18 protein-coding genes and 1 pseudogene are annotated in these 12962 nt (G+C 76.2%); 10 read left to right on the forward strand and 9 right to left on the reverse strand.

From position 1 onward, the window contains the following. Window positions 1-20: 20 nt before the first annotated feature. From ACIOHG_RS21250 to ACIOHG_RS21260, 3 genes are all read left to right on the forward strand, one after another. On the forward strand, window positions 21-1049 hold the full coding sequence (locus ACIOHG_RS21250; RefSeq protein ID WP_400952868.1) for a cation diffusion facilitator family transporter: 1029 nt from the start codon (window positions 21-23) through the stop codon (window positions 1047-1049). 67 nt (window positions 1050-1116) lie between these two features. Beyond that, entirely contained in the window at window positions 1117-2130 is a 1014-nt protein-coding gene (locus ACIOHG_RS21255) for a YihY/virulence factor BrkB family protein (RefSeq protein WP_400952871.1), read from the forward strand. Between the two features lie 129 nt (window positions 2131-2259). Then, the gene (locus ACIOHG_RS21260) at window positions 2260-2460 is read left to right on the forward strand and encodes a CsbD family protein (RefSeq protein ID WP_400952874.1); all 201 of its coding nucleotides are present in this window, start codon (window positions 2260-2262) and stop codon (window positions 2458-2460) included. A gap of 210 nt (window positions 2461-2670) precedes the next feature. Here the strand turns inward: ACIOHG_RS21260 and ACIOHG_RS21265 are convergent, their stop codons facing one another. The 3 genes from ACIOHG_RS21265 to ACIOHG_RS21275 form a co-directional block, all read right to left on the reverse strand. Beyond that, window positions 2671-2841: a hypothetical protein gene (locus ACIOHG_RS21265; protein WP_400952876.1), complete on the reverse strand. Its 171-nt coding sequence runs from the start codon at window positions 2839-2841 to the stop codon at window positions 2671-2673. 98 nt (window positions 2842-2939) lie between these two features. After that, window positions 2940-3230 carry a hypothetical protein gene (locus ACIOHG_RS21270; RefSeq protein WP_400952879.1) on the reverse strand — a complete coding sequence of 97 codons (291 nt, stop codon included), beginning with the start codon at window positions 3228-3230 and terminating at the stop codon, window positions 2940-2942. Then, the gene (locus ACIOHG_RS21275) at window positions 3205-3888 is read right to left on the reverse strand and encodes a hypothetical protein (protein WP_400952882.1); all 684 of its coding nucleotides are present in this window, start codon (window positions 3886-3888) and stop codon (window positions 3205-3207) included. The genes ACIOHG_RS21270 and ACIOHG_RS21275 overlap by 26 nt, the downstream gene beginning before the upstream one ends. 105 nt (window positions 3889-3993) lie before the next feature. Between ACIOHG_RS21275 and ACIOHG_RS21280 the strand changes: the two genes are divergently transcribed. Next, a complete protein-coding gene (locus ACIOHG_RS21280) occupies window positions 3994-4431 on the forward strand; it encodes an Hsp20/alpha crystallin family protein (RefSeq protein ID WP_400952883.1) in 438 nt (145 codons plus the stop codon). A 171-nt stretch (window positions 4432-4602) separates the two neighbouring features. Beyond that, the gene (locus tag ACIOHG_RS21285; protein WP_400952885.1) at window positions 4603-5001 is read left to right on the forward strand and encodes a DUF2267 domain-containing protein; all 399 of its coding nucleotides are present in this window, start codon (window positions 4603-4605) and stop codon (window positions 4999-5001) included. 43 nt (window positions 5002-5044) lie between these two features. On the opposite strand, the gene ACIOHG_RS21290 is transcribed toward ACIOHG_RS21285, so the two are convergent. Beyond that, complete coding sequence (locus ACIOHG_RS21290) at window positions 5045-5476, reverse strand: SRPBCC family protein (RefSeq protein WP_400952887.1); 432 nt, start codon at window positions 5474-5476, stop codon at window positions 5045-5047. 527 nt (window positions 5477-6003) lie between these two features. On the opposite strand from ACIOHG_RS21290, the gene ACIOHG_RS21295 reads away from it, so the two are divergent. Further along, window positions 6004-6246: a chaplin gene (locus ACIOHG_RS21295; protein ID WP_400952890.1), complete on the forward strand. Its 243-nt coding sequence runs from the start codon at window positions 6004-6006 to the stop codon at window positions 6244-6246. Window positions 6247-6325: 79 nt separating this feature from the next. On the opposite strand, the gene ACIOHG_RS21300 is transcribed toward ACIOHG_RS21295, so the two are convergent. Continuing rightward, window positions 6326-7459 carry an FAD-dependent oxidoreductase gene (locus ACIOHG_RS21300; RefSeq protein WP_400952893.1) on the reverse strand — a complete coding sequence of 378 codons (1134 nt, stop codon included), beginning with the start codon at window positions 7457-7459 and terminating at the stop codon, window positions 6326-6328. A 110-nt stretch (window positions 7460-7569) separates the two neighbouring features. On the opposite strand from ACIOHG_RS21300, the gene ACIOHG_RS21305 reads away from it, so the two are divergent. Together ACIOHG_RS21305 and ACIOHG_RS21310 are read left to right on the forward strand one after the other, a co-directional pair. Then, on the forward strand, window positions 7570-8241 hold the full coding sequence (locus tag ACIOHG_RS21305; RefSeq protein ID WP_400952896.1) for a TetR/AcrR family transcriptional regulator: 672 nt from the start codon (window positions 7570-7572) through the stop codon (window positions 8239-8241). Window positions 8242-8385: 144 nt separating this feature from the next. Next, window positions 8386-9078 carry a hypothetical protein gene (locus tag ACIOHG_RS21310; protein WP_400952899.1) on the forward strand — a complete coding sequence of 231 codons (693 nt, stop codon included), beginning with the start codon at window positions 8386-8388 and terminating at the stop codon, window positions 9076-9078. A gap of 95 nt (window positions 9079-9173) precedes the next feature. On the opposite strand, the gene ACIOHG_RS21315 is transcribed toward ACIOHG_RS21310, so the two are convergent. The 4 genes from ACIOHG_RS21315 to ACIOHG_RS21330 all read right to left on the reverse strand — a co-directional run bounded on the left by ACIOHG_RS21315 (window position 9174) and on the right by ACIOHG_RS21330 (window position 11606). Continuing rightward, window positions 9174-10262, reverse strand: a complete 1089-nt coding sequence (locus ACIOHG_RS21315; RefSeq protein ID WP_400952902.1) for a MerR family transcriptional regulator — start codon at window positions 10260-10262, stop codon at window positions 9174-9176. Beyond that, entirely contained in the window at window positions 10256-10402 is a 147-nt protein-coding gene (locus ACIOHG_RS21320; RefSeq protein WP_400952904.1) for a hypothetical protein, read from the reverse strand. The genes ACIOHG_RS21315 and ACIOHG_RS21320 overlap by 7 nt, the downstream gene beginning before the upstream one ends. A 31-nt stretch (window positions 10403-10433) precedes the next feature. After that, a complete protein-coding gene (locus ACIOHG_RS21325) occupies window positions 10434-11039 on the reverse strand; it encodes a sigma-70 family RNA polymerase sigma factor (protein WP_400952906.1) in 606 nt (201 codons plus the stop codon). 93 nt (window positions 11040-11132) lie between these two features. Then, on the reverse strand, window positions 11133-11606 hold the full coding sequence (locus ACIOHG_RS21330) for a DUF4383 domain-containing protein (RefSeq protein WP_400952909.1): 474 nt from the start codon (window positions 11604-11606) through the stop codon (window positions 11133-11135). 178 nt (window positions 11607-11784) lie between these two features. Here ACIOHG_RS21330 and ACIOHG_RS21335 point away from each other — a divergent pair. After that, a pseudogene (locus ACIOHG_RS21335) lies at window positions 11785-11970 on the forward strand (FAD-dependent oxidoreductase); the annotation flags it as partial. Between the two features lie 345 nt (window positions 11971-12315). Further along, window positions 12316-12942: a helix-turn-helix domain-containing protein gene (locus ACIOHG_RS21340; protein WP_400952912.1), complete on the forward strand. Its 627-nt coding sequence runs from the start codon at window positions 12316-12318 to the stop codon at window positions 12940-12942. The last annotated feature ends 20 nt before the right edge of the window (window positions 12943-12962 follow it).

Consider the following 12962-nt stretch of genomic DNA (forward strand, 5'->3'; position numbering starts at 1 on the left):
GGCCGGGGCACACGGGCGGGGTGACGAAGGACGCGGAGCACGACGGGGTCCCGGCCGACGGCGGGACCAGGGGCGCGGTGGTGGTCGCGCTGGCGGCCAACCTGGTGATCGCGCTGGCGAAGGTGGCGGGCGGCCTGGTGGCGGCCTCGCCCGCGCTGCTGGCGGAGGCGGCGCACTCGGTGGCGGACAGCCTGAACGAGGTGTTCCTGCTGGCCTCGCTGCGCCGCAGCCGACGGCGGCCGGACGCCCGGCACCCGTTCGGCTACGGCAAGGAGCGGTTCTTCTGGTCGATGCTGGCGGCGGTGGGCATCTTCGTCACCGGCGGCTGCTTCTCCTTCTACCAGGGGCTGCACACCCTGCTGCACCCGGAGGGCGAGGAGACCGGCGGCTACCTGGTGGTGTACCTGGTGCTGCTGGTGTCGCTGCTGGCGGAGGGCGGTTCGCTGCTGAAGGCGACGCTGGAGATCCGCGGGCAGGCCCGCCGGGCCGGGCGCGGCCTGGCCGCGCAGCTGCGGCACGGGAGCGACCCGACGGTGCGCACGGTGTTCGCGGAGGACGCGGCCGCGGTGCTGGGCGTGCTGCTGGCGCTGGCGGGCGCGGGGCTGCACCAGCTGACCGGGCGGCCGGTCTGGGAGGCGGCCGCGGCGCTGGCCATCGGGGTGCTGCTGATGTACGTCGCCCACCGGCTGGGCCGGGACGCCAAGGACCGGCTGATCGGCGAGGCCGTCGACCCGGCCGCCCAGCAGCGGGCGCTGGACCTGCTGGCCGCGCAGCCCGGCATCGACACCGTGACCCGCCTGCTGACCATGCAGCTCGGCCCGGACTCGGCCCTGCTGGCGGCCCGGGTCGACCTGGTGGACGGCCTGGACAGCGCCGGGGTGGAGGAGCTGTGCGTGGCGGCCAAGCAGCGGCTCAGGACCGAACTCCCGGAGTTCGACCAGGTCTTCCTGGACATCACCGCCGCCGACGCGCAGGAGCGGCACCGCGCCGCGGCCCGGCGGCGGCACCTGCGCGAGGCAGTCGACCGCCAGCGCGCCGCCGGGGCCTGACCGGGCCGGGCGGACCGTCCCGCCGGCCCGCAGGCATGGCCCCGCGGCGGCCGGGCATCCGGCGGGCATGAGAACCCCGCCCGGGCCCACCAGGAACAGCGGGCCGCCCGCCGTCCCCGCCGCCACCGACACCGCCGCCACCGCCGACACCCCGCCCGCCGCCGGGACCGCGCCGTCCGGGCACCGGCGGCGGCGCCGCTGGTGGGCGGTGCTGCGCCGGTGCGCCGTCCAGGTGCTGAACGACGAACTGCCGGACCGCGCGGCCACCTTGACGTACTACGGGGTGCTCGCGGTGTTCCCGGCGCTGTTGCTGCTGGTCGCGCTGCTCGGGGTGTTCGGCAGCGCGCTGACCGACTCGGTGCTGGAGAACCTGCGCCTGCTGGCGCCCGGACCGGCCCGGGAGATCCTGCGCACCTCGGTGCAGCAGCTGCGGGCGGGCGGTGGCAGCGGGGGTTGGCTCGCCGTGGCCGGTCTGCTCGGCGCGCTGTGGTCGGCGTCCGGCTACATCGGGGCGTTCATCCGGGCCTCGAACGCCGTGCACGGCGTCCGCGAGGGCCGCCCGGTGTGGAAGCTCACCCCGCTGCAGCTCGGCCTCACCCTGGTGATGATGGCGATGCTGCTGGCCAGCGCGGTGATCGTGGTCTTCACCGGGCCCGTCGCCGAACGGGCCGGGACCCTGCTGGGCATCGGCCCGACGGCCGTCCGGGTCTGGGCGGTCGCCAAGTGGCCGGTCCTGCTCCTGCTGGTCTCCTTCATGATCGCCCTGCTCTACTGGGCCGCCCCGGACGTGCACCGCCGGGGCCTGCGCTGGGTCTCCCCCGGCAGCGTGCTCGCCGTCCTGCTCTGGCTGGCCCTGTCGGTCGGCTTCGCCGTCGTCGTCACCCGGGTCGGCTCCTACAACCGGGTCTACGGCACGCTGGCCGGGGTGATCGTCTTCCTGGTCTGGCTCTGGCTGTCCAACCTGGCGATCCTGCTCGGCCTCCAGGTGGACGCCGAACTCGCCCGGACCCGCCCGGACCGGCGCGCCGCCGCCCGCCGTCCCGACCCGATTGGTGACGGTCCGTCACCGCAGCGCCGGTGATCCGATGATCCGTCCGGGGGAACCCGCCCGCCCCGGTGCGGCGGGTCCGGGCCGGGGCGGGCCCGGAGGGGGGAAGGTGGCCGGAAGGCGGCGGCCACCGGGCCGTCGGTACCGGAACGGAGCACGACCGTGGGTGACCTCTCGAACAAGGCGCAGGACGTCGCGGGCCAGGCCAAGGAGAAGATCGGCGACGCGACCGGCAACGAGGAGCTGAAGGGCGAGGGCCAGCGCGACCAGGCCGAGTCCAAGCTCAAGCAGGCCGCCGACAGCGTCAAGGACGCGGCGCACGACGTCGCCGACCGGGTGAAGGGCGCCCTCAAGCGCGACTGACCCCAGGCATGTGGGAGTGGGGGGGGGGGGGGGGCGGGGGGGGGCCCCCCCCCCCCCCCGCGGGGGGGGGGGGGGCGCCCCCCCGCGGCCCCCCCCCCCCCCCGGGGGGCCCCCCCCCCCCCCGCCCCCCCCGCCCCCCCCCCCCCCGCGGGGGGGGGGGCCCCCCCCGGCCCCCCCGCCCCCCCCACTCCCACATGCCTGGGGGCGCTGCTACGCGTCTCCGTCGGCGCCGTCGTCCCCGTCGGGGTCGAGGCCGACCTCCTCGCGGTCCTCCTCGGTGCGCTCCTCGAGTTCCTCCTCGTCGGGCCGGCGCGGCATCCCCCGGCCGTGGCCGCTGTCCGGGTCGCCCTCGACGGACTTGTTCGACTTGTGGTGGGACATCTCTTCCTCCTCGGCGGAACGACGGACCTGCTCCTCCCTCCATCACCACCCGCGCCCCGCCGACGCGCAAGCCGACCGCCGACGGGGCGGGCGCCCGCTCAGCCGATCAGGGCGTACCGGCCGTCCGGCGGGCCGCCGTCCTCCGGGGGCCGGTCGGCGCCGGACGGGAGCCCGGCGCCGGACGGGGGCCGGACGGCGCCGGGCTCCGGCAGCTCCCGGGCGAGTTCCCGGCGCAGCGCGTCCAGCCGGGCCAGCCGGGCGTCGAAGGCAGCGGTGGTGGCGGCGAGTTCCCGCTCCAGCCGGGCCCTGGTGCGGGCGATGCCGTCCAGCAGGTCCTGCCAGCGGTCGGGGCCCGGGGCGGGGTCAGGCGCGCCGTCGGTCGCTGTCATGGCGGAGCCGGTCGGTGCGGTGGGCGAGGTCGTCGAGGCGGTCGGCGAGGTCGGGGTGGGTGCTGCCGAGGTGGGTGCGCATGTCGGCGAGGGGTTCCACCAGGTCGGCGGCGTCGGCGGCGCCGAGCGCGCTGGCGAGCGCCGCCTGCGCGGGCCGGGCCTCGGGGGCGAGCGCGGCGGCGCTGATCCGGGCGGCGAGGACGCGCAGTTCGGCGGCGTGCTCCTGGGCCCAGGCGCCGACGGCCCGTTCGGCGGCGCGGCGGTCCCGGACCGCCTTGACCCGCTCGGCGCCTGTCGCGGGGGCGTCCGGGGAGGGGGCGGGCCGCAGCCGCAGGTAGCGGTTCTCGGCGGCCTGCCGGCTGGCGACGCCCATGGGGTGGGCGAGGTCGGCCCAGGTGGCGCCGGCGGCGCGGGCCTCCTCCACCAGGCCGGCCTCCCATCCGGCCAGCTGGGTGCGCAGCTCGCGCAGCAGGACCAGCGCGGCCAGGGCCGGGGCCGGGCCCTCGGCCCGCGGGTCGGCCTCGGCTGCTCCGGCGGCGGCACCCGGCGTCCGGGCGGTGCGGACCGCCTCGTCGATGGCCGCCAGGGCGGCCGCGGCGGCCAGGAAGGGGACGGGTCCGGCGGGTTCGGTGACGGCTCTCGGGGACTGCTGGCTCATAGCGTCACCCTAACCACGACAAACGGGCTTTGTCATCCGTCGGACGACGTGCTACAACCGTGTCAGGTGAAGCGCACTGGCACTCACAGGTGGAGGTGTTTCGCGATGCTGATGCGCACTGACCCGTTCCGCGAACTGGACCGGCTGGCCCAGCAGTTCGTCGGCGGCACGTCGGGCACGTGGTCCCGGCCCGCGCCGATGCCCCTGGACGCCTACCGGAGCGGCGACGAGTACGTGATCTGCTTCGACCTGCCCGGGGTGGACCCGGCGGCGATCGACGTGGACGTCGAACGGAACATGCTGACGGTCAAGGCCGAGCGGCGGCCCCGCCCGCAGGGCCCGGACGTGAAGTGGGAGCTGTCGGAGCGCCCGCTGGGCGTCTTCTCCCGACAGATCATGCTGTCCGACACCCTCGACCCGGAGGGCATCACCGCGGACTACGAGGCGGGCGTGCTGACGCTGCGCATCCCGGTCGCGGAGCGGGCCAAGCCCCGCAAGGTCGCCGTCACGCACAGCGGCGGCACCCGGCAGCTCAGCGCCTGACCGGCCCCCGGGGCCGGGGCGGCGCCCCGGCCCCGGCCCCGTTGCCGTCCGGTCCTGCTCCGTCCGGCCCTGCTCCGTCCGGACGGTTTCGCCGCACCCCAGCCGCACCCCTCGCCGAAGCCCAGCCGCCCGCCGGCCGCCCGGGCGGCCCGATCCGGAAGGCCGACTCCCATGACCCGACACCGCCGTCTGCTCCGGCTGGTCCGCGACACGGGGCGCTACCGCAGCGACACGGAAGCCACCCGGGTGCTGACCGCCGTCCTCACCCACCTGGGGTCCCAGCTGTCCGGGGACGAGCGCTGCGACCTCGCCGCCGTCCTGCCCGAGCAGGCCCGCGCCGTGCTGGCCGCTCAGCTCCCGCTGCCCGCGCCGGTGAGCGCCCCCGCCTTCGTCGAGGCGGTCGCCGAAACGCTCGGCACCAGCCTGGCCGCCGCCCGCTGGGACGCCTCCAGCGTGCTCGTGGCGCTCGCCGAACTGGCCGGCCCCGGGCTCACCGCCCGCCTCCTGGCCCACCTCCCGCGCGGCTACGCCCTGCTGTTCGGCCGCCCGGACCTGACCGTCGCGGCCTGATCCGACCGCCTGCCCGCCCCCGGCCCGGTGCGGTCCGGGGGCGTCAGTGCGCCGCCAGGGCCCGCGGAAGGCGCTCGACGACGCCGTCGGCGAGCCGTTCGAAGGCGGGGCGCAGGAACGGGGCGGCGAGGCGGGCGAGGCCGTGGAAGCGGAGGTCGGCCCGGTAGACCAGCACCGTCCGGTCGGGGAAGGGGTGCAGCACCATGTCGTCGGTGGAGGTGACGGTGCGGTTGCGGCCGACGAACACCAGCCGGTGCTCCTCGTACCGTTCGAGGGTGTAGCGCAGGGTGGTCTGCCGACCGCGGAAGCGGGAGACGTTCGTCCAGGCCGAGCCGACCGCGATCGGGCCGGCGTCCGTCCTGGTGCAGCTCTCGGTGCCCGGGTCCCACTCGACCGCGTGGGCGAAGTCCGCCAGGTAGGTGCGCACTTCGTCGGCGGTGTGCCGAAGGGTGATGCTGCGCTGGACGGTGACCATCTGTCCGCTCCTCCTTGGACGTGAACGACCTTGCTGCCACGGGTGGTTCGTCGCCCGGGGCGGATCGGATGGGCCCCGGGCGGGCGGAGGCGGCCGCGCAGGGGACGGGACCCCGGGTGCCGACCCGTGGGGGGTCCCGTCCCCGCGCCGTGCGCGACGGCCGACCCCGGCGCCGCGCACGTCCGGTCTTCGCGGCGGGGCGGCCGGCGGACGGGTGGCCGGCGGCGGATTCACTCGTTCGGAGGAACGAGGGCCCCGGCGCCCGGCCGGACGGGTGAGCGGACTGGGCCGGGCGGGTGGCCGGAGCACCCCAACGGCCCGTCCACCGCGACCCGCGGGCGCCGACGGAGCAGAGTACGTGTCGTTCGACCCGCGGAACGGCGTTCGTACCCGCCGCAGCCCGTACCGGACCCGTGCACCGCCGGGGCGCAGGAGCGCCCCCGGAGCGCTCCACCGGCCCGGGCACCTCGAATCCACGGTGCCGCCCCGCCCGGGGCAGCACCCAGTCCGACACCAAGGAGTTCGACATGTCCGCCATCCGTACCTCCTTCGCCGCCCTGGCCCTGGCCGCCACCGCCGTGCTCGGCACCGCCGGAGTCGCCTCCGCCTCCGCCGGCGCCGAGGGCGTGGCAGCCGGCTCGCCGGGCGTCCTGTCCGGCAACCTGATCCAGATCCCCGTGCACATCCCGGTCAACGTGTGCGGCAACTCGCTGAACCTGATCGGCGCGCTGAACCCGGCGTTCGGCAACTCCTGCGCCAACGTCGGCTGACCCACCGGCACCGCGACGGCGGCCCCTCCCGCACCGGGAGGGGCCGCCGTCCCCCGTTCCGGCCCCGTCCCGTCCGGGGTCATCCGTGGACCGAGGGGTCGTGCGGCTCGGCGGAGAGCAGGCCGGCGGCGGCGCCGTCGAGCCGCCGCTGCAGTTCGGCGGAGCGCGGCAGCATGGTCGCCTCGTAGGCGCGGACCGCCTCGGCGGGGGTGGCGTGGCGGGCCAGGGCGAGGGCGAGTTCGCAGGCGTCGAGCATGGCGAGGTTGACGCCGACGCCGAGCGGGGGCATCAGGTGCGCGGCGTCGCCGAGCAGCGTGACGCCCGGGTCGGGCTCCCAGCGGTGCGGGACGGGCAGGGCGTGCAGCGGGCGGTCGACGTAGCGGCCGTCGTTGTCGGTGAGGAGCCGACGCAGCCGCGGCGACCAGTGGCGGTAGCGCTCCAGCAGCAGGGCGCGGATCCCCTCGGTGTCCCCGGTGGTGAGCCCGGCGGCGGCGAGCCAGTCGGCGGGGACGCGCTGGACGACGTACGCCCGGAGCTGCCCGCCGCCGCCGCGCTGGGCGAACAGGGCGCGTTCGCCGTCGGCCGCGGCGGCGCTGCCGGGGCCGACCAGGGCGGCGACCTCGGGGTGGCGGGTGTCGACGTCGTGGAACCAGGCCTCCAGGAAGGCGATCCCGGTGTAGGCGGGGACGGCCGGGGAGAGCGCGCGGCGGACCGCGGACCACGCGCCGTCGGCGCCGATCACCAGGTCGGCCTCGGTGACGGTGCCGTCGGCGAAGCGCAGGCGGCGCGGCCCGCCTGCGGTCCCCTCGACGGCCCGCAGGGTGCGGCCCCACCGCACGGTGCCCGGGGCGAGCGAATCGAGCAGCAGGTCGCGGAGTCGGCCGCGGTCGATCTCGGGCCGGCTGCGCTCGTCCGCGGCGGGCAGGTGGTGGAAGACGAACTCCGCACTGGAGGAGTCGAGTTGGCGCATCTCCTGGCCCTCGGGACGGGCCAGTCGGAAGAACGCGTCGAGCAGTCCGGCTTCGCGCAGGGCGAGCTGCCCGCCGTCCTCGTGCAGGTCGAGCGTGCCGCCCTGGCCGCGGGCGTCCGGCCCGGGGTCGCGGTCGTGGACGGTGACGGCGATGCCGTGGCGCTGCAGTATCCGGGCGCAGGTCAGGCCGCCCGGGCCGGCGCCGACGACGGCGATCCGGGGGGCGGGGGTGGCGGTGGCCATGGGGGTGCTCCTTCTCGGGGCGGGTGTGGACCGCCAGAAAAGCACAACGGTTCAATAAGTGCAACGAGTCAACTTTTGAATCCGCTCAACCAAGTGGGTAGACTGCCGCCATGCCCGAGACCCCGCCACCGCCCCCGCCACCGCCCCCGCCGCCGGGCGCTCCGCCCGCCGCTCCCCCACCGCCGCCCCCGCCGCCGGGGCGGCGCGAGCGCAAGAAGGCCGCCACCCGGCAGGCCATCGCCGACGCCGCGCTGCGCCTGTTCCTGGAGCGCGGCTACGACGCGGTCGGCATCCGGGAGATCGCGGACGCCGCGGACGTCTCCACCACCACGCTGTTCAAGCACTTCCCGGCCAAGGAGGCGCTGGTCTTCGACCAGGAGGGCGACCTGGAGGCGGTGCTGCTCGCCGCCGTCCGCGACCGGCCCGCCGGGCAGTCCGTCCCGGCCGCGCTGCGCGAGCACGCGCTGCGCCACCGCCGGGGCGCCACCGACGGCGACCCGCGCTTCGCGGCCTTCCTCGCCCTGGTGGACTCCACCCCCGCCCTGCGCGACTACCACCAGGCCATGTGGCTGCGGCACACCGCCGCGCTGGCCGCCGCCGTCGCCGAGGAGAGCGGCCTGCCCGCCGACGACCCCGCCTGCACCGCCCTGGCCCACTTCGCCCTGGAGGCCCCCCGCGCCGCCGCGACCCAGCAGGACCCGCGCGCCGCCCTGGTGCGCGCCTTCGACCTGCTCGACCTCGGCTGGGGCGCCCTCACCGCCCGCACCGCGCCGGCGGGATGACCCCGGCGGACCCGGCCCCGGGCACCTCCCGCCGGACCGGACGCGTGGGCCGAAAATCGCCTGTCACCCCGCCGGGACCGGCCCCTAGGCTCTCCCGGCGTTGGGACAGTTGTTGTGCACCGGTACGGGGGAGGATCGTGCGTCATGCGCAAAATCGTTGAGGCCGCGACGGGAACCACGGCGGCCCGGGGGGCGGGCGCGGCCACGGCCCTCGGCGCCTCCCCCGGCGGGGACGGAAAGACGCTGGAAGGCGCTTCCAGGCGTGCGCGCCGGGTCAGGACCGCCCGCCGGTCGGCGCGTCGACCGGCCGCAGCCCTGGCGGCACTTGCCGCGGCCTGCGCGGTCGTGGCCGCCCCGGCCGCCCCGGCCCGGGCCGCCACCTGTTCCAACCCCATCCTGGCGAACAACCCCACGGACATCTACGACCTGGGGGCGTGGTCCGACCCGTGGACGCCCGCCCCGCGACGGCTGGGGACGCTGTACCTGGGCTACTACGCCGACTGCCGCCAGGCGTACGCCGAGTTCCACTGGAACCAGGACGGGGACGTGGTGGACCTGAGCAACAAGGTGGGGTACATCCGGCTGGACGACGGGCACCCGTACGCCGACGGCTCCGGCTGGAGGTACGACCGGGCCTACACCAACGCGAACGCGGGCTGGTGGACCTCACGGCCCGTCCCGATCGACAACTACCCGGCGCCCATGGAGTTCACGCCGGTCCTGGAGATCAACCACGGGTCGACCAGGACGTGCAACGACCGGCGGATACGGGGGAACTGGCACACCTTCTACTACGGCGGGAACGGAAGCGGAGCGGACGGGCACTGCGATTTCTGACCGCTGCCGCCCACCGGGGCGTCACGTCGGCCCCGGAGGCGCACCGGCCTCGCCCGACGGCCGCGTCCGCCGACCGTCCTCGACCGGCCGCGGGATCAGTCCCGGGACGCGGTCCGGTGGCCCGGGACTTCGGCGTCCCGGTCGAGGAGGGCCAGGGCGGCCTCCAGGGAGGCGGGGCGGGCGGCGCCCGGGAGGAGGGCGGGGCGGCTCCAGCCCGGACCGGCGGTGATCAGCAGGGGGCTGGTCCGGGAGCCGGCCGGGCCCCACTCGGTGCCGCCGATCCGGTGGGCGAGCCGCGGGTCCGCGGTCTCCCGGCTCTGCGACCAGAGCAGCACCGCGGACGGGCCGAGGCGCTCGACGGCGTCCACCAGGGCGCGCGGCGGCACCGCCGCGCCGAGCATCCGGTAGGGCAGGCCGCGGGCCGCCATCGCGGCCGCCACCGCCTCCAGCGGGAGGGTGTGCTGCTCCCCGGGCAGCGCGGCCAGCAGGGCCGGCGGGCCCTCCCGGTAGGCGGCCGGGGCGATGGCGGCGCTGCGCAGCGCGGCGGAGACGTGCCAGGACAGCAGGTGCTCGACCTCGACGTACTGCTCGCCGTCGACCGCCCACTTGCGGCCCGCCGCGCGCAGCGCGGGCATCATCACCTCGGTCCAGGCCCGGACCGGGCCGAGGGCCTCCAGGGCGGCGCGCAGGATGCCGGCCACCTCGGGCCCGTCGAGCCGCAGCGCCGCCCGGGCCAGCCCCCGGCACTCCGGCCGGACCGCCCCGACCCGCATCGCCCGGCTCCCGCCCGGCACCTGCCGCCCGGCCCGCGGCACCGACCCGCCCGGGTCGGCGGCCCCCGGACCTCTCCCGGCCGCCGCTGCGCCCGCCGCCTCCGCCGCGCCCGCCGCCGCGCGGGCGGCCCGGGCGGCCTCGGCCGGCGGGACGCCGCGCGCGGTGAGGCGGCACATGGCGTCGAGCAGCGCGATGTCCTCGGCGCTCCACCGGCGGTGCTGCCCGGGGTCGCGGTGGGCCGGGCCGATGCCGTAGCGGCGCTCCCAGGAACGGACCGTGGTGGGCGACACGCCGAGGTGCCGGGCCACCGACCCGGTCGACACGCCCGGCCCGGGGCCCGCGCCGAAAGCGACCGGCTCGGTCGGCCCGCCGTCGACGGGGAGCGGCGCCGGGGCCGCGGGCCTCACCATCCCGACGTCCCGGGGCCGCCGTTGCCGGAGCCGAGCAGCCGCCCGGCGAAGCGCACCTCGACCAGTCGGCCGTCGGGGACCAGCGCGGGGGGCCGCGGGTAGTGCCACACCGATTCGGTGGCGCGGGCGGGTTCCGTCATCGCTTGTTCGCCTCCTCCAGGCGGGTCGGGCTCACTCGTCCTCGCCGAAGGCGGCGCGCAGGCGCAGCAGGCCGTCCCGGACCCGGCTCTTGACGGTGCCGAGCGGGACGCCGAGCAGGGCGGCGATCCGGGTCTGCGAGTACCCGCCGTAGTAGGCGAGCACCAGCGACTCGCGCTGGGTCTCGGTCAGTTGGGCCAGGGCGCGCCGGACCCGGGCCGCGTCGAAGTCGCGTTCGACCTGGTCGGCGACGGGCTCGGCGACCGGCCGGTCCTCGCGCAGGACGCGCTGCTCGCGCTCGACCCGGGCGCGGACCGAGCGGACCCGGTCGACCGCCCGGCGGTGGGCGATGGTGCAGGCCCAGGCGGTGACCGAACCGCGTTCGGGGCGGTAGGCCGGGGCGGAGCGCCAGATCTCCAGCAGCGCCTCCTGGGCCACCTCCTCGGCGTGCGAGCCGTCCCGGAGGACCCGCAGCGCGATGCCGAGGACCACCGGCGCGAGCGCCTCGTACAGGTCCGCGTACGCCTCCCGGTCGCCGCCCGCCACCTCCTCCAGCAGGGCACGCAGGGCGGCGGACCGCTCGGGTCCGGACGCGGCGGGAACGGGCTGGTTCCGGGTGGTGTGCAGGGTGGCTGCCATGGTCACCACGGTCCGCGCCCGCGCAGCGTCCGGCCACTTGCATCGTTCGTGCATCGTTTGCCGCATCGCTTCGCACCGCTCGCCGGCCGGCGGTCAGACCTTGGACGGGTGGCCGTGGCGCCGCTGCCAGTACGGGTTGTCGTGCGGGAGCTTGCTGCTGACCCGGCCGTACATGCCGAAGGTGGCGATCAGGAAGCCCATCACGAAGCTGAAGATCACGTTGGGGATGCGGAACGCCAGCACGTTGGCCCCGGAGTCCAGCAGGGCCAGGTTGACGAAGCCGCTGAGCACGAACAGCCAGCCCACCACGATGTTGATCGTGGAGGCGGTGTTGCCGCCGATCACGGCGCCCGCGATCAGGACGGCCGCGGTGACGATCGACACCGCGCTCAGCAGGCCGTTGCTGGACAGCCCGGCCACGTTCTGGCCGTTCGTGCTGAAGAACGCCAGCCCGTCGGTCGCGCCGAGCAGGCCGAACACCAGCAGGACCACGCCGCACAGGCCGGCGCCGTACCGGTAGACCCGCCCGAGGCGGTGGTCCACGGGAAGTTCGTCCCTGAGGTCCATGACGGTCCCTCCTCCGATCGGGGAGGCGGCTGCCTCCGCCTCCCACCGTCCGCCCGCGCCCCGGCCCGGCGGCACTCGCAGCGTTCCCGCAGCGTTCGGCGCCGGGCCGGGCGCTCCCATCCGCCGGGGCGGCCTGATCCGAATCCGCCCCGGAGCGGTACCGGACGAGGAGGAACACGTGGGCACGGACGTGGACGTCGTGGTGGTGGGCGCGGGGCTCGCCGGGCTGGCCTGCGCGCTGGACGTGGCGGCGGGGCGGCGGGTGCGGCTGCTGGAGGCCGCCGACGCGGTGGGCGGGCGGATGCGCACCGACGAGCGGGAGGGCTTCCGGCTGGACCGCGGGTTCCAGGTGTTCAACACCAATGGTGGACTCGGGTATGAGAACTCTCCGAATGGCGGTACCCCTTGGCTCCGCCCCTCTACCGAGTGCCTGTTCAAGGACATCGCTCTCTTGGGGATCTGACAGCGGTCAAGGTCACCTGTCAACCAGTCAAGATCGCCTGTCAAAGGCCAGAGGCGCGGCGGGGTGGGACACTTCTTCCCGGCTTGCTGGTTCAGGAGGGGAGGCCCGGTGCGGCAACCGGTGGACAGAGGGGGACCGCTCGGCCGGCTCCGTACCCGTCTCGGTCTGAGCCAGACGCAGTTGGCCATGGAGTCGGGGGCGAGTATCCAGGCGGTCCGAACAGTCGAGCGGGGCCTGGCCAAGGAGGTGGCCGAGCCGATCCTGCAGTGGGTGGAGTTCCTCGGACTCAACAGCGTCCAACTCTCCCGCCACTACCGGGACTGGCGGGACTCCTTCCGTGGAAACGCCACCGGGCTTCTCGGGGACATCTTCAAGGGATGCCATGATCATTTGGTGTTCAGGCGCCTTCAGAACGAGCCGCCGGGCGTTGTCTTCCGGTCTTACCGTCGTCGCGCCGGAGTGCCCGTGGCCGAGGTTGTCCGGGCATTGGGTGTCGAGCGCCGGGTCTACGGAGAGTGGGAGTCCGGACACAACGCGCCCCAGGTCAGTCGGGCCCTCACCGAAACCGGGTGGATCGGGGCCGAGCTGTTCGCCAGGGAAGTGCCGAAGACCTCGCGTCCTGTCGGGGAGGCCAGGCGCGCCAAGAGCGCACCACCGACCGGGCCCATCCCTCTTCGCTGCGAGCGGCACAGCGTGTCCGCGCACCCCGAGGTGGTCCCGGTGGTCGCCTGCGAGGAGGGTCGCCGGTACCGGGCCGTGAGCGAGGACGGCACTGCCCGGGGCAATCTCACGCCGTGCGCGATCATCGCGGCCAACGACGCTTACTTCGCCAGCCGTTACACCGGCAAGGGCTTCTGTGCCGCCCGGGCGTAGACGCGGGGTTCCGACAGTGC

Origin of the sequence: Kitasatospora sp. NPDC088134, assembly GCF_044741705.1 — a bacterium.
Taxonomy (GTDB): domain Bacteria; phylum Actinomycetota; class Actinomycetes; order Streptomycetales; family Streptomycetaceae; genus Kitasatospora.

Coding starts and splice junctions, on each gene's coding strand:
- ACIOHG_RS21255 (WP_400952871.1), top strand. CDS start 1,117: ATGAGAACCCCGCCCGGGCCCACCAGGAACAGCGGGCCGCCCGCCGTC.
- ACIOHG_RS21265 (WP_400952876.1), bottom strand. CDS start 2,841: ATGTCCCACCACAAGTCGAACAAGTCCGTCGAGGGCGACCCGGACAGC.
- ACIOHG_RS21270 (WP_400952879.1), bottom strand. CDS start 3,230: ATGACAGCGACCGACGGCGCGCCTGACCCCGCCCCGGGCCCCGACCGC.
- ACIOHG_RS21275 (WP_400952882.1), bottom strand. CDS start 3,888: ATGAGCCAGCAGTCCCCGAGAGCCGTCACCGAACCCGCCGGACCCGTC.
- ACIOHG_RS21280 (WP_400952883.1), top strand. CDS start 3,994: ATGCTGATGCGCACTGACCCGTTCCGCGAACTGGACCGGCTGGCCCAG.
- ACIOHG_RS21285 (WP_400952885.1), top strand. CDS start 4,603: ATGACCCGACACCGCCGTCTGCTCCGGCTGGTCCGCGACACGGGGCGC.
- ACIOHG_RS21290 (WP_400952887.1), bottom strand. CDS start 5,476: ATGGTCACCGTCCAGCGCAGCATCACCCTTCGGCACACCGCCGACGAA.
- ACIOHG_RS21295 (WP_400952890.1), top strand. CDS start 6,004: ATGTCCGCCATCCGTACCTCCTTCGCCGCCCTGGCCCTGGCCGCCACC.
- ACIOHG_RS21300 (WP_400952893.1), bottom strand. CDS start 7,459: ATGGCCACCGCCACCCCCGCCCCCCGGATCGCCGTCGTCGGCGCCGGC.
- ACIOHG_RS21305 (WP_400952896.1), top strand. CDS start 7,570: ATGCCCGAGACCCCGCCACCGCCCCCGCCACCGCCCCCGCCGCCGGGC.
- ACIOHG_RS21310 (WP_400952899.1), top strand. CDS start 8,386: ATGCGCAAAATCGTTGAGGCCGCGACGGGAACCACGGCGGCCCGGGGG.
- ACIOHG_RS21315 (WP_400952902.1), bottom strand. CDS start 10,262: ATGGTGAGGCCCGCGGCCCCGGCGCCGCTCCCCGTCGACGGCGGGCCG.
- ACIOHG_RS21320 (WP_400952904.1), bottom strand. CDS start 10,402: ATGACGGAACCCGCCCGCGCCACCGAATCGGTGTGGCACTACCCGCGG.
- ACIOHG_RS21325 (WP_400952906.1), bottom strand. CDS start 11,039: ATGGCAGCCACCCTGCACACCACCCGGAACCAGCCCGTTCCCGCCGCG.
- ACIOHG_RS21330 (WP_400952909.1), bottom strand. CDS start 11,606: ATGGACCTCAGGGACGAACTTCCCGTGGACCACCGCCTCGGGCGGGTC.